At 70.6% G+C, this 14,262-nt stretch carries 12 protein-coding genes; all 12 read left to right on the top strand.

Annotation, left to right across the window (positions count from 1 at the left end; translation table 11 throughout):
• The first annotated feature begins 20 nt into the window (after positions 1–20).
• The 12 genes from ACH4S8_RS36015 to ACH4S8_RS35960 all read left to right on the top strand — a co-directional run bounded on the left by ACH4S8_RS36015 (position 21) and on the right by ACH4S8_RS35960 (position 14,189).
• Complete coding sequence (locus ACH4S8_RS36015) at positions 21–956, top strand: carbohydrate ABC transporter permease (protein WP_398401795.1); 936 nt, start codon at positions 21–23, stop codon at positions 954–956.
• Positions 953–1,855: a carbohydrate ABC transporter permease gene (locus ACH4S8_RS36010; RefSeq protein WP_398401793.1), complete on the top strand. Its 903-nt coding sequence runs from the start codon at positions 953–955 to the stop codon at positions 1,853–1,855. The genes ACH4S8_RS36015 and ACH4S8_RS36010 overlap by 4 nt, the downstream gene beginning before the upstream one ends.
• Positions 1,852–3,063 (top strand): Gfo/Idh/MocA family protein, encoded by a 1,212-nt coding sequence (locus tag ACH4S8_RS36005; RefSeq protein WP_398401791.1) that lies wholly within the window; start codon positions 1,852–1,854, stop codon positions 3,061–3,063. Before ACH4S8_RS36010 ends, ACH4S8_RS36005 begins: the two co-directional genes overlap by 4 nt.
• Complete coding sequence (locus ACH4S8_RS36000; RefSeq protein WP_398401789.1) at positions 3,060–3,902, top strand: PmoA family protein; 843 nt, start codon at positions 3,060–3,062, stop codon at positions 3,900–3,902. The genes ACH4S8_RS36005 and ACH4S8_RS36000 overlap by 4 nt, the downstream gene beginning before the upstream one ends.
• Complete coding sequence (locus ACH4S8_RS35995) at positions 3,902–5,467, top strand: family 43 glycosylhydrolase (protein ID WP_398401786.1); 1,566 nt, start codon at positions 3,902–3,904, stop codon at positions 5,465–5,467. Before ACH4S8_RS36000 ends, ACH4S8_RS35995 begins: the two co-directional genes overlap by 1 nt.
• 190 nt (positions 5,468–5,657) lie before the next feature.
• Entirely contained in the window at positions 5,658–7,055 is a 1,398-nt protein-coding gene (locus ACH4S8_RS35990) for an ABC transporter substrate-binding protein (RefSeq protein ID WP_398401784.1), read from the top strand.
• Positions 7,056–7,196: 141 nt separating this feature from the next.
• Positions 7,197–7,991 (top strand): rhamnogalacturonan acetylesterase, encoded by a 795-nt coding sequence (locus ACH4S8_RS35985; protein ID WP_398401782.1) that lies wholly within the window; start codon positions 7,197–7,199, stop codon positions 7,989–7,991.
• A gap of 60 nt (positions 7,992–8,051) precedes the next feature.
• Positions 8,052–9,380: a polysaccharide lyase family 1 protein gene (locus ACH4S8_RS35980; RefSeq protein ID WP_398401780.1), complete on the top strand. Its 1,329-nt coding sequence runs from the start codon at positions 8,052–8,054 to the stop codon at positions 9,378–9,380.
• A 2-nt stretch (positions 9,381–9,382) separates the two neighbouring features.
• On the top strand, positions 9,383–10,513 hold the full coding sequence (locus tag ACH4S8_RS35975; RefSeq protein WP_398401778.1) for a pectinesterase family protein: 1,131 nt from the start codon (positions 9,383–9,385) through the stop codon (positions 10,511–10,513).
• A gap of 43 nt (positions 10,514–10,556) precedes the next feature.
• Positions 10,557–11,666 carry a chondroitinase-B domain-containing protein gene (locus tag ACH4S8_RS35970; protein ID WP_398401776.1) on the top strand — a complete coding sequence of 370 codons (1,110 nt, stop codon included), beginning with the start codon at positions 10,557–10,559 and terminating at the stop codon, positions 11,664–11,666.
• A gap of 102 nt (positions 11,667–11,768) precedes the next feature.
• Complete coding sequence (locus ACH4S8_RS35965) at positions 11,769–12,563, top strand: HAD family acid phosphatase (protein ID WP_398401774.1); 795 nt, start codon at positions 11,769–11,771, stop codon at positions 12,561–12,563.
• A gap of 174 nt (positions 12,564–12,737) precedes the next feature.
• Positions 12,738–14,189, top strand: a complete 1,452-nt coding sequence (locus ACH4S8_RS35960) for an NCS2 family permease (protein WP_398401772.1) — start codon at positions 12,738–12,740, stop codon at positions 14,187–14,189.
• Positions 14,190–14,262 lie beyond the last annotated feature (73 nt).

Here is a 14,262-nt window from a genome sequence, read left to right as displayed (position 1 = left end):
ACTGCGAACGGAGAACAGTCATGGCCCAAGCCGCAGCCGTGGCGAAACCGCCCGCGCCACCCCGGCGGCGCCGTGCCTCCACGACCCCGCGCAGGCTTCCGTATCTGCTGATCGCCCCGGCGGCGCTGCTGATGCTGGGCTTCATCGCCTACCCCGTCGTCAGCGTCTTCTACTACAGCCTGCAGAACTACAACCCGACCAAACCCTGGCGCAACGGCTACGCGGGCTTCGGCAACTTCGCCCACGCCTTCACGGACGACCCCCAGTTCTGGGACACCCTGACGTTCAGCGCCCAGTGGGTCGTCGTCGAGGTGGGGCTCCAGCTGCTGTTCGGCCTGGCACTCGCGCTGATCGTCAACCAGACCTTCGTCGGCCGGGCGGCGGCACGAGCCCTGGTCTTCTCGCCCTGGGCCGTCTCCGGGGTGCTGACCTCGGCGATCTGGGTGCTGCTCTACAACTCCCAGACGGGCATCACCCGTTACCTCGCCGACGCCGGCATCGGCTCGTACGGGACGAGCTGGCTCTCGGACACCTCCACCGTCTTCCCGGCGGCCGTGGTCGCCGACCTGTGGCGCGGGGTCCCCTTCTTCGCGATCCTGATCCTCGCCGACCTCCAGTCCGTCTCCAAGGACCTGTACGAGGCCGCCGAGGTCGACGGAGCGAGCCGTGTCCGCCAGTTCCTGCACATCACGCTGCCGCACCTCAAGGACGCGATCGTCCTCTCCACGCTGCTGCGCGCCGTGTGGGAGTTCAACAACGTCGACCTGCTCTACACCCTGACCGGCGGCGGACCCGCGGGCGAGACGACGACCCTCCCGCTCTACATCGCCAACACCAGCGTCGACGCCCACAACTTCGGTTACGCCTCGGCCCTCACCACGGTCGCGTTCGTGATCCTGCTGTTCTGTTCGATCGTCTATCTGCGGCTGAGCAAGTTCGGAGGCGGGGACAAGTGATCACCAAGGACGCCGAGGCGACCGCCCCGGCCGCACCCGCCCCGCCCCTCGAGGCACCCCGGCCGCGCGCGCCGAGGAAGCGGCGCGCCTGGGACGAGGTCCCGCGCAGCCACCTCTACCTCCCCCTGGGCGGCTACCTCCTCTTCACCCTGATCCCCTTCTACTGGATCCTCCTCTTCGCGCTCCGCCCGGCCGGGTCCACCTCGCTCGTGCCCTGGCCCATGACCCTCGACCACTTCGACAAGGTGTGGACCGAGCGCAGCTTCGGGACCTATTTCCAGAACAGCGTGATCATCGCCGTCGCCACCCTGGTGATGACCACCCTCGTCGCTCTCGCCGGCGGTTACGCGCTCGCCCGCTTCGACTTCCGCGTCAAACGCGGCTTCATGCTCGCGCTGCTCTGCTCGCAGTTCGTGCCGGGTGCGCTGCTCCTGGTCCCGCTCTTCCAGATCTTCGCCGAGCTCCGGATGATCAACTCGCTGGTCAGCGTCGTCATCGCCGAGACCGTCTTCCAGCTGCCGCTGTCGATGATCCTCATCAGCGGGTTCATCAGGAACGTGCCGTACACCCTGGAGGAGGCCGCCTGGGTGGACGGCTGCAACCGCTTCGACGCCTTCCGGATCGTCGTCCTCCCGCTGCTGCGCCCCGGGCTGATCGCCGTCGGCTCCTTCGCCTTCGTGCACGCCTGGAACCACTTCCTGTTCGCCCTGATGTTCCTCAGCGACCAGAGCAAGCAGACCATCCCGGTCGGCCTCAACACCCTGATGAGCTCCGACAGCGTCGACCTGGGCGCGCTCGCCGCGGGCGGCATCGTCGCCGCCGTCCCCGTGGTCGTCGTCTTCGCCTTCATCCAGAAGTGGCTGATCACCGGATTCAGCGCCGGGGCGGTGAAGGGATGACGGCCGCCTCGCGCCAGGACCGTGACCGGCACCCGGACGGTCCCCGCACCACGCCCGCCGGCACACACCGGCTTCCGCTGCCCGTCGTCCTCGCGGGCGCCCGGGGCCACGGCCGGTGGCACCTGGACAACATCCGCCGTCTCCAGGACAAGGGCGTGGTACGCCTCGCCGGGGTCTGTGAGCCGGCCCCGCTCACCGAGGAGGAGCTGGGCGGGCGGCGCGTCGAGCAGTCCGCCGACCTCGGGGCCCTCCTCGATGCCACCGGCGCCGCCGTCGCGGTGATCTGCACCCCCATCCCCACCCACACCGACCTCGCGCTGACCGCCGCGCGCCGGGGCGTCCACCTGCTCCTGGAGAAGCCGCCCGCGCCCTCCTACGCCGAGTTCCGGCGGATGGCCGACGGGGTCGCGGCCGCCCGAGTGGCCTGCCAGATCGGCTTCCAGTCGCTCGGCTCGCACGCCGTGCCGGCCATCAGGAGACTGATCGCCGAGGGCGCCGTCGGCCGGGTCACCGGCATCGGCGGGGCAGGCGCCTGGGCACGCGACGAGGCGTACTTCCGGCGCGCGCCCTGGGCGGGCCGGCGCCGGCTCGACGGCGTGGACGTCGTCGACGGCGTCCTGACCAACCCGCTGGCCCACGCCGTCGCCACCGCCCTCGCGCTGGACGGCTCGACCCGCGCCGAGGACGTCACCGGCGTCCGGACCGAGCTGCTGCGCGCCAACGCCATCGAGTCCGACGACACCTCGTGCGTACGGGTGACGACCACCGGGGGCCGGATCACCGTCGCCGCCACGCTCTGCGCCGAACGCCCCGGCGAACCGTACGTCCTGGTGCACGGCACGGGCGGCCGGATCACCTTCTGGTACAAGCAGGACCGGGTCCTCGTGCAGCGGTCCGGACACGGCCCCGAGGAGACCGGGTACGGCCGCACCGACCTGCTGGAGAACCTGGCCGGGCATGTGACGGGGGGCGCCGAACTGCTGGTCCCGCCCGAGTCGACGGGCGCCTTCATGAAGGTCGTCGAGGCGATCCGGCAGGCCCCCGACCCGGTCGCACTGCCCCCGGACGCCTGGGAGACGCCCCCGGGCGAACACCGCCGCGTCGTGCCCGGCGTCGACGGATTCGTCGCGGCGGCGGCCGACACCCTCGCCCTCTACTCCGAGCTGGGCGCCCCCTGGGCGCTCCCGAAAGAGGTGAGCACCCGATGAACGACGACTCGGTGGTCCTGCGGATCGGTGGCCGTCCCGTCGCCCGCTGTGTCACCCGGCCCGCACTGCCCGGCCGGCTCTCGCCGCGCCCGTACCTGCACCCCGTCACCACCCTGGCCGGCACGGCCGTCACCGAACTGGGCCCGGCCGATCACCCGCACCACCTCGGCGTCGGTGTGGCCGTACCCGACGTCGAGGGGCACAACTTCTGGGGCGGGCGCACCTACGTCCGCGACCGGGGACCGACCGAGCTCGACAACCACGGCGCCCAGCGGCACATCGGCTTCCGGCTGCGCGACCCGGACGGCTTCGTGGAGGAACTGCGCTGGACGGCCGCGGGCACCGAACTGCTGCGGGAACACCGTACGGTCGCCGCCGCCCGGCTCACCGAGACCGCCTGGGCGCTGGACTTCACCTTCTCGCTCACGAACGTCACCGCGCGCGGTCTGTCGATCGGCAGCCCGGCCACCAACGGACGGCCGGACGCGGCCTACGGCGGCTTCTTCTGGCGGGCCCGCAAGGAACAGGACGCCCCGAGCGTGTTCACCGCCGACGCCGAGGGCGAGGAGGCCGTGCACGCGCGGACCGCGGACTGGCTCGCCCTCGCGGGCGCCGGCTGGACGCTCGTCCTCGCCGGCGCGACCGCCGCGACCCGGTGCGACCCGTGGTTCGTGCGCACCGCCCAGTACCCCGGCGTCGGTTCCTCTCTCGCCCACGACCGGCGGCTCACGGTCGAGGCGGGCGACACGCTCGTACGCCGGGTCGTCACCGTCGTCGCCGACGGGGCGCTGGACAAGGCCGGGGCCGCCGCGCTGGTCCGCGAGGCGGTGACCCCCTGATGGCCCTGCCCTCCGCCGACCTGGGTGACGGCACCTACCGCAACCCGGTCCTCGACGCCGACTGGTCCGACCCCGATCCGCTGCGCGTCGGCGACGACTTCTACCTCACCGCCTCCAGCTTCGGCCGCGTCCCCGGCCTGCCCCTGCTGCACTCCCGGGACCTGGTGAACTGGACGCTCGTCGGGCACGCCCTCCAACGCCTCGAACCCGCACGCGAGTTCATGATTCCCCGGCCCGACCGTGGTGTGTGGGCACCCGCGTTGCGTCACCACGACGACCGTTTCTGGATCTTCTGGGGCGACCCCGACCACGGCATCTTCCAGGTCAACGCCCCCCGGATCAGGGGACCTTGGACCCGGCCGCACCCGGTGAAGGAGGGCCGGGGACTCATCGACCCCTGCCCGCTGTGGGACGAGGAGACCGGCGAGGCGTATCTCGTGCACGCCTGGGCCGGATCCCGTTCGGGAGTGAGGAACCGGCTCACGGGACACCGGATGCGTCCCGACGGCACCGGCTTGCTCGACGAGGGGAAGGTGATCGTCGACGCCGACCTGATTCCCGGCTGGTTCACCCTCGAAGGACCCAAGGCCTACCGGCACGACGGCTGGTTCTGGATCTTCGCGCCCGCCGGGGGAGTCGGGACCGGCTGGCAGGGTGCCTTCCGCTCGCGCGGCTTCTTCGGGCCCTATGAGGAACGGGTGGTCCTGGAGCAGGGGGACACCCCGGTCAACGGCCCGCACCAGGGCGGCTGGGTGCGCACGGCGGCGGGCGAGGACTGGTTCGTCCACTTCCAGCAGCGCGGGTCCTACGGACGGGTGGTCCACCTCCAGCCGATGAGCTGGGGTGCGGACGGATGGCCGGTGCTCGGCGACCGGGGCGCCCCCGTGGCCGTACACCGCAAGCCGGACCTGCCGGCCCAGCCGCCGTCCGCGCCCGCCACCGACGACGACTTCCCCGGCGGCCGCTTCGGACGCCAGTGGCAGTGGGCCGCCAACCCCCAGGACGGCTGGGCCCCCCAGCACTCCGGCGACGGACTGCGGCTGAGCTGCGTCCGTACGGCGTACGCGCACGACCTGCGCGCGGTGCCCCACGTCCTGACCCAGCGGATACCGGGTACGACCGCCACCGTCCAGGTCGACCTGTGCCTCGACAGCGAGGAGCCGGGGGCGCGGGCCGGGCTCGTGGTGCTCGGGGACGCGTTCGGCTGGATCGGCCTCCAGCGCGAGCCCGGGGGGTCGGTACGGCTCGTGCACCGGTTCGCCGAGACCCCCTCCGCCGGGGCACCCGCCGTGCGCTCGGGGCGGCGCGAGGGCGAGCGCGACGCCGCTCCGGCACGCTCGGCGCCCGAGGGCCGGGCCCGGCTGTGGATCGAGATCGGCGCCGGAGCCCGCTGCCGCTTCTCCTACGACACCGGCGGCGGCCGGCAGCCCTCGGGGCAGGTCTTCTCCGCCACCGGCCGGGGCTGGGTCGGCGCCCTGCTGGGCCTGTTCGCGCTCGCGCCGTCCGGCGCGGGGCACGCCGGTGCCGCCACCTTCACGCGTTTCCGAGTCACCGCGACCCCCTGAGGGTCACCGTCCGCCGTTCGCCGGTGTTCGTCAGCCGTCCGTCCGCCTGTTGGGAGCCGCAATGTCGTACCCCCGTAGCAAGCGCTTGCCGAATGTGGAGGGAAGGGTGCGTCCCTTCCGGAAGCAGCCGGGTGCCGATCTCCGAGGACACCTCGCCACCCCGCCGGAACCAGAAGAAGAGAGCCGATCGATGAAGAGAAGCCCACTGAACAGCAGCCCACTGGGGACCGGCGCACCGGAGTCCGGCCCACCGAAGTCCGGCATCCGCGGCGCCGGACGCGCCGCCGTGGCCGTCGCCCTCGGTTCCGTGCTGGCGCTGACCGCCACCGCCTGCGGTGACGACGGCAGCGGCAGTGCGGGGGACAAGGGGGGCGAGGGATCCGGCAAGGGCGAGATCACCTTCTGGGACAACAACGGCGGTGTCCGCACCGACATCTGGAAGCAGATCATCGCCGACTTCGAGAAGAAGTACCCGGACATCAAGGTCAAGTACGTCGGCATCCCGGCGGCGAGCGCCCAGTCGAAGTACGACACCGCCATCCAGGGCGGCGGCCTGCCCGACGTCGGCGGCGTGGGCACCGCGATGCTCGCCGAGGTCGCCGTCCAGGGGGCGCTCGAGCCGCTGGACAGCCGGATCGAGAAGAGCCCGCTGAACGGAAAACTGAGCCAGAACCTGCTCGACGTCAGCCGGGCCGCGGGCGGCGGCGACACCCTGTACCAGGTGCCGACCTCCGCCAACAACGGCACGCTCTGGTACCGCACCGACCTGTTCAAGGCGGCGGGCCTGGACGCGCCGACCTCCTGGACGAAGTTCTACGACGCCGCGGCGAAGCTCACGGACAAGGGCGGGAACAAGTTCGGCTTCACCATCCGCGGCGGTGAGGGCTCCATCGCCCCGGCGCTGGACGCGGCGTACGGCCAGACCGGCATCACCTCGTTCTGGGACGGCGACAGGACCACCGTCAACGACCCGAAGAACGTGGCCGCTCTGGAGAAGTACGTCGCCCTCTACAAGAAGGACACTCCGTCGGCCGACGTCAACAACGACTTCACCAAGATGGTCGCGCAGTGGGACAGCGGCACCATCGGCATGCTGAGCCACAACCTCGGCTCCTACCAGGACCATCTGAAGGCGCTGGGCGCCGGCGCGTTCCGCGGCATCCCGAACCCCACCCTCGACGACGGCACACGGGTGCAGGTGTCCAACCCGGTCGACGGGCTGAGCCTGTTCAAGTCCGGCAAGAACAAGGCCGCGGCCTGGAAGTTCATCGAGTTCGCCGTCTCGGCGGCGGAGAACTCCAAGTTCAACGAGTCGGCCGGTCAGGTGCCGGCGAACACCGACGCCGCCAAGGACGCCTGGGTCCAGCGGGCCGAGCCGACCAGGCTGGCCGCCGAGGCCCTGAACGGCACCGGCACCAAGATCGTGCAGCTGCCGTACTACCTGCCCGACTGGAACACCATCTCCAAGGCCGACAACGAGCCGAACTTCCAGAAGGTGCTGCTCGGAAAGATGAGCGCGAAGGACTTCCTGGACACGCTGGCCGACCAGCTGAACAAGGCGCAGGCCGACTGGAAGGCCCATCACTAGCCCGGCGTGCCAGGGCCCGCGGGTCCCGGCCGCGGCGAGTGCCGCGGCCGGGCCGGGGCGACCGCTTCCCGGACCCCGGCCCGAGTCCCCGCGGGACCTCCGCCGGATCCCTCCCGAACCTCTGTCGAAAGGCACACCCCCGTGTCCCTCACGCGCAGACAGGTCACGTCGGCGGCCGTGGCCGCCTTACCGCTCGCCGTCGCCGCCGCGGGCCCCGCGCTCGCCGCCCCGTACCGCCGGCCGCGCACGCTCCACATCGCCGGCGACTCCACCGCCGCCCAGAAGTACGCCGACGCCGCGCCCGAGACCGGGTGGGGCACGGCGCTCCCGTTCTTCCTCCGCGAGGACGTCGTGGTCGCCAACCACGCCGTGAACGGACGGAGTTCGAAGAGCTTCATCGACGAGGGGCGCCTGGCCGCGATCCTCGACGTGATCCGGCCCGGCGACCTCCTGCTCGTCCAGTTCGGGCACAACGACGAGAAGAGTGCCGACCCGACGCGCTACACCGAGCCGTGGACGACGTTCCAGGACTGTCTGCGGCAGTACCTCGACGGTGCGCGGGCCCGGGGCGCCCGGCCGGTGCTCGCCACCCCGGTGGAGCGCAGGAAGTTCGACGCGGACGGCAACGCGGTGCCGACCCACGGCGACTACCCGGCGTCGATGCGCGCGCTCGCCGCGGACGAGCACGTGGCGCTCCTCGACCTCCAGGCCCTGTCCATCGCGCTGTGGCAGCGGCTCGGCGTCGAGGAGACGAAGAAGTACTTCAACTGGACCGCGACCGAACAGGACAACACGCACTTCAACCCGCCCGGCGCCATCGCCGTGGCCCGCCTCGTCGCGGGCGCGCTGCTGCGCCGCCGGGTGCTCGCGCCCCGGGACGTACGCCGTCTCGGCGCCGAGATACCCGAGTCCTGGATCACCTGGCCCACCGCATGAACGCCGAGTCCCTGAGTTTCTGAGTCCCTGAGTCCGAGCCGAAGGAAAGAGAGTCGCACCATGAACACACGAATATGGCATGAGCATGCCATTGATTGGCGTGCGGTCACCGCGCGGAGAGCCGCCGCGCTGATCGGCTGCACCGCCCTCGTGCTCGCCGCCACGAACGCCACCGCCGAGGCACGTCCCGGTGACCTCGGCCGGCAGACGCTCGCCGCGGGCGACGGCTGGGCGTCCGACGGGACCGGCACCACCGGCGGCTCGGCCGCCGGCGCCGCGCAGGTCAGCACCGTCACCACCTGGGCGGAGTTCAAGGCCGCGCTCGCCGCGGGCGGCAGCGCGCCGAAGATCATCAAGGTCAGGGGCACCATCGACGCCAACGCCGAGGGCTGCGACTCCTTCGCCGCGCCCGGCTACGACTTCGATCGGTACCTCGCCGACTACGACCCCGCGGTGTGGGGATACGACCAGGTCGTCAGCGGCGAGCAGGAGGACCTGCGCGCCGCCTCCGCCGCCGTTCAGGACACCGCCATCAAGGCGTACGTCCCCGCCAACACGACCATCGTCGGCATCGGACGCAACGCCGGCTTCAAGGGCGCGAGCCTCCAGATCAAGGACGTCGACAACGTCATCGTCCGCAACCTCGCCTTCGAGAGTCCCCTCGACTGCTTCCCGCAGTGGGACCCCACCGACGGCGACACCGGCAACTGGAACTCCGAGTACGACAGCGCCGTCGTCCACGGGGCCACGCATGTGTGGCTCGACCACGACACGTTCACCGACGGCGACCACCCGGACAGCTCGCTGCCGACGTACTACGGCCGGATCTACGAACAGCACGACGGCGAACTGGACATCGTCAAGGGCGCCGACTATGTGACCGCCTCCTGGAACGTCTTCGCCGACCACGACAAGACCATCCTGATCGGCAACAGCGACAGCGCGGCGACCGCCGCCGTGGACCGGGGCCATCTGAAGGTCACCCTCCACCACAACCTGTTCACCGGACTCGTCGAGCGCGCCCCGCGCGTGCGCTTCGGGCAAGTGGACTCCTACAACAACCACTTCGTGGCCGACTCCACCTACGGCTACAGCTACGGCATCGGCATGGAGTCCCGACTCGTCGCCGAGCACAACGCGTTCACACTGCCGGAATCGGTCGGGGCCGGGCTGATCCTGAAGAAGTGGAAGGAGGCGCCGCTGACCGCTTCCGACAACTACGTCAACGGCGTCCTCACCGATCTGATCGCCGTGCACAACGCGGAGATCCCCGCCGAGACGCTCCGGTCCGGTGCCGGCTGGACCCCGGTCCTGCGGACGAGGGTCGACCCGCCGAGGGCCGTACCCGGCATCGTCGACCACCACGCGGGCGCCGGAAAGACCTGCTGACCATGGCCGGACACCCCGTCAGCAGAAGGGCGTTCGTCGCCGCGGGCACCGGAGCCGTGCTGGCTCCCCTGCTCGCGGCCCCGGCCCGTGCCACCGGGCGCCCGCCGTTCGGGCGCCACGGCTCGCCGTCCGCGCGGCTCGACGCGAAGACGCTGTACGTCCATCCGGGCGGCCTCGGCGACCACACCACCGTGCAGGCCGCCGTGACCGCCGCGACCGGCGCCGGATTCACCCTGGTCATCGCACCCGGCGTGTACCGCGAGACGGTGTCGGTCGGCGCGGTCGACCCGGCGACCGGTCTGCCCGGCGCCGCCGGCTCCGAGATGACCTGGATCGGCGCCTCCGGCGACCCGCGCGATGTCGTCGTGGTGTACGACAACGCCAACGGCACGCCGAAGCCCGACGGTTCGGGCACCTACGGCACCACCGGGTCGGCGACCACCACCGTGCGCACCGACGGCTTCACCGCCCGCGCGGTCACCTTCGCCAACGACTGGCTGCGCGCCGACCACCCCGGGATCACCGGCACCCAGGCCGTGGCGATCAAAGTGCAGGGCGACCGCTCCGCGTTCCACCGGTGCCGCTTCCTCGGCCACCAGGACACGCTGTACGCCGACACGATCGCGCTCGCCGCCTTCGCCCGGCAGTACTACCGGGACTGTTACGTCGAGGGGGACGTGGACTTCGTCTTCGGGCGGGCGACGGCGGTCTTCGAGCGCTGCCGCTTCCGCACCCTGGACCGCACGGACCTGGCCGGCGCCCCGTACGGTTTCGTCTTCGCGCCGTCCACGGCCGTCGCCGACCCGCGCGGATTCCTGGTCACCCGCTGCGGGATCGGCAGCGCCGCGCCGGACGCGTACTACAAGCTGGCCCGTCCCTGGGTGCCCGGCTCGGACCCCACCGCCCGGCCGATGCTGACCGTCCGCGACACCCGTCTGGGCGCCGGCGTCGACGCGGTCGCTCCCTATACGAACATGTCCGCCGCCCACCCCTGGCAGAGCCAGCGCTTCGCCGAGTACCGCAACACGGGTCCCGGCGCGGTGATCACCGTCCCGGAGAACCGTCCCCAGCTCACGGACGCGGAGGCCGAGCAGCACACCCGTGCGGCCTACCTCGGCGACTGGTGTCCGTGATTCCCCCGTTCCGTCCGCCAGCACGACGAAAGGACCCCACTCCATGTCTCGTCGTACCGCTCTCGCCCTCGGCGCCGCTCTGGCACTGGGCGCGGGCCTCGCCGTCCTGCCCGGACAGGCGCAGGCCGCCACCGTCGTCGTGGACACCACCGCCGAGCTGACCTCCGCGATCTCCGGCGCGGCCGCCGGAACCGTCATCCAGGTGCGCGGCGGCACCTACTACCCGACGGCCACCCTCCAGTCCACCGCCAACGGCACGTCCTCCTCGCCGGTGACCCTCACCGCGTACGGTTCGGAGACCGTGAAGATCGACGGCTCCTCGCTCCCGTCGGGCAGCTGGATCTTCAAGCTGACCGCCGACCACTGGAACGTCTCGGGCATCACGTTCCAGAACTCCCCGGACAGCGCGGTCGTCTGCCAGTCCTGCACCGGCACCGTCTGGAACAACATCAAGACCATCGACGGCGGCGACTCGGGCTTCACCCTGACCGGCGACGGCACCGTCGACAACACGGTGAAGAACCTCGACTCGTACGGCAACTACGACGCCGCCACCCACGGCGAGAACGCGGACGGCGTCGCCGTGAAGTTCGGCTCCGGTACCGGCAACCTGATCACCGGGGCGCGTCTGTACAACAACTCCGACGACGGCATCGACTTCTGGTCGTTCTCCTCACCCGTCACCGTCGAACACACCTGGTCCTTCGGCAACGGCAAGAACCGCTGGGGCGACTCGGCCTTCGCGGGCGACGGCAACGGCTACAAACTGGGCGGCGACGGCGAGGTCGTCGCCCACGTCGTCAACAACTCCGCGGCCTGGGACGACGCGGGCAACGGGTTCACCGAGAACTCCGACACCGGAGCCATCGTCATCAACCGCACCACCGCCTACGCCAACGGGAAGTACGGCTACTACTTCGCCACCAGCGCCGCCAAACTGGGCAAGAACCTCGCGGTGGGCAACGGCACCGCGGTGTCCAAGGGCTCCTCGGTGACGTCGGCCGGCAACAACTGGGACTCCGGGGTCTCCACCCCGTCGTTCATCTCCACGGACGCGACCACCACGTACAACTCCCGTCAGTCCGGGGGTGCGTTGCCCGCGACCACCTTCCTGACGACGGGCAGTACGACCATCGGCGCGACCATGAACTGACGCTCTCCGGAAAGGGCGTGGGGCTCAAGTCGGCCGAAAAGTATGTATCGATCCGGCAAAGGTCCTCGCGCCCACGGACGTTACGCGCGTAGAAAACCTGTCATGCATAAGCCACTCCGCATCGCGGCCGTCGCCGCGACCTGTGTCGTCGCCGGTGCCGCCCTGTACGGCACCGGCGTCGCCACCGCCGGTCAGTCGACGGCGAACTCGACGCACGAGCCCTACAACATCGGCGTCCTCGTCAAGGACATCGACACCTACTACGGCACCACCGCCGACAGCAACGGGGTCTACCAGGCGTCCCCCGACAGCCAGTACGCCAAGGACCTCGCGCGCCTCGACGCCGCCGCGAAGCGGCACATCGACCAGGCGGCCCGCAAGGCCCACCACCGGCACGAGAAGGCCGCGGTCGTCTTCGACATCGACGACACGCTGCTGCTCTCCCTCGACTACGAGAAGAAGACCAACTACACCTACAACTCGGCCTCCTGGGCCGCCTACGTCGCCCAGGCGGACCGTCCGGCCGTCTTCGGCAGCCCCGACCTCGTCAACTACGCCGCTTCCAAGGGCGTCGAGGTGTTCTACAACTCGGGCCTGAAGGAGTCGCAGCGCGTCTCCGCGGTCGAGAACCTGAAGAAGGTCGGCGTCGACGTCAACCTCGACTCCGCGCACATGTTCCTCAAGGACGCGGCCAACCCGCCCGCCTACCTGAGCGACTGCGCCACCGCCGCCGCCTGGAACTGCACGACCGTGCAGTACAAGTCCGGCACCCGCAAGCACATCGAGTCCCTCGGGTACGACATCGTCGCCAACTTCGGCGACCAGTACTCGGACCTCGACGGCGGCTACGCCGACAAGACCTACAAGCTCCCGAACCCCACGTACTTCGTGAGCTGACCCGCCCCCATGGTCGAACGCCCCCACCGGTCCTCACCGGTGGGGGCGTTCGTCTGCGGGGCGAGGGGCCGAACCCGATTTCCGTAACACGGAGAAAACCTGAAACCGGTTGAACGGGGGAACAATCCAGCCAGCATCCGCACACCGAGCACGCAGGCAACGAGGAGAATCGCCATGTCCGAAGCGCAAAAGGTCGACAACCGGCCAAGTGCCGCACCACCGGCGGCAGGCGGGGTCGACGGGTTCTTCAAGATATCCGCCAGAGGCTCCACCATCGGCCGGGAGATACGCGGCGGATTCGCCACCTTCTTCACCATGGCCTACATCCTCGTCCTGAACCCCATCATCCTCGGCAGCGCCAAGGACAAGTTCGGGCACACGCTCGACACCGGCCAACTGGTCACCGCCACCGCGCTGGTGGCGTGCGTGATGACCGTCGTCATGGGCATCGGAGGCAACCTCCCGCTCGCCATCGCCGCGGGCCTCGGCCTCAACGCCGTCGTCGCCTTCCAGCTGGCGCCGCTGATGAGCTGGGACGACGCGATGGGCCTGGTCGTCCTCGAAGGCGTCCTGATCTGCGTCCTGGTGCTCACCGGCCTCCGGGAAGCGATCATGAACGCGATCCCGCAGCAGCTCAAGCAGGCCATCGGCGTCGGCATCGGTCTGTTCATCGCCTTCATCGGCTTCGTGGACGCCGGGTTCGTCAGCCGCATCCCGGACGTCGCGCACACCACCGTCCCCGTACAGCTCGGTGCCGTGGGCCGGCTCACCGGCTGGCCCGTCCTCGTCTTCTGTCTCGGCGTCCTGCTGACCATCGCGCTGCTCGCCCGCAAGGTGAAGGGCGCGATCCTCATCAGCATCGTCACGATGACGATCGTGGCGATCGTCATCGACGCCGTCGCCGACATCAAGAGCTGGGGCCTGACCACCCCCAAGGTCCCGGACAAGATCGTCGACACTCCGGACTTCGGGCTCCTCGGTCACTTCAGCCTGTTCGGCGGCTTCGCCGAGGCCGGGGTGCTCACAGCGGTCCTGCTCATCTTCACCCTGGTCCTCTCGGACTTCTTCGACGCCATGGGCACCATCGTCGGGATCAGCGCCGAGGCCGGACTGCTCGACGAGCAGGGGCAGGTCCCGGGCATCGGCCGGGTCCTGTTCATCGACGGCGCCGCCGCCGTCGCGGGCGGTCTGGGCTCCGCCTCCTCCAACACCGCCTACATCGAGTCCGCGGCCGGCGTCGGCGAGGGCGCCCGCACCGGCTTCGCCAACCTGGTCACCGGCGGCCTCTTCGGTCTCGCGCTCTTCCTCACCCCGCTGCTGACCATCGTCCCGCTCCAGGCCGCGGCGCCCGCGCTGATCGCGGTCGGGTTCCTGATGATGACCCACGTCAAGCACATCGACTGGGACAAGTACGAGATCGCGATCCCGGCGTTCCTGACCATCGTCGCGATGCCGTTCACGTACTCCATCACCGACGGCATCGGCGCCGGTTTCCTCGCCTACGTCGTCATCAAGGCGGTGCTGGGCAAGGCGAAGGAGGTCAACTGGCTGCTGTGGGCCGTCTCGGCGCTGTTCCTGGTGTACTTCGCCATCGACCCGGTGGAGCAGCTGCTCGGCGTGAAGTGACCGGCCCGCGCGCGAGGGCCGGCACCTGAACCCACCGGCCCGCACGGCCGAGCCCCGCACGGCCGAGCTCCGT

Source organism: Streptomyces sp. NPDC021080 (assembly GCF_044333225.1).
Taxonomy (GTDB): Bacteria; Actinomycetota; Actinomycetes; order Streptomycetales; family Streptomycetaceae; genus Streptomyces.
This window is presented reverse-complemented; position numbering and strand designations above follow the sequence as displayed.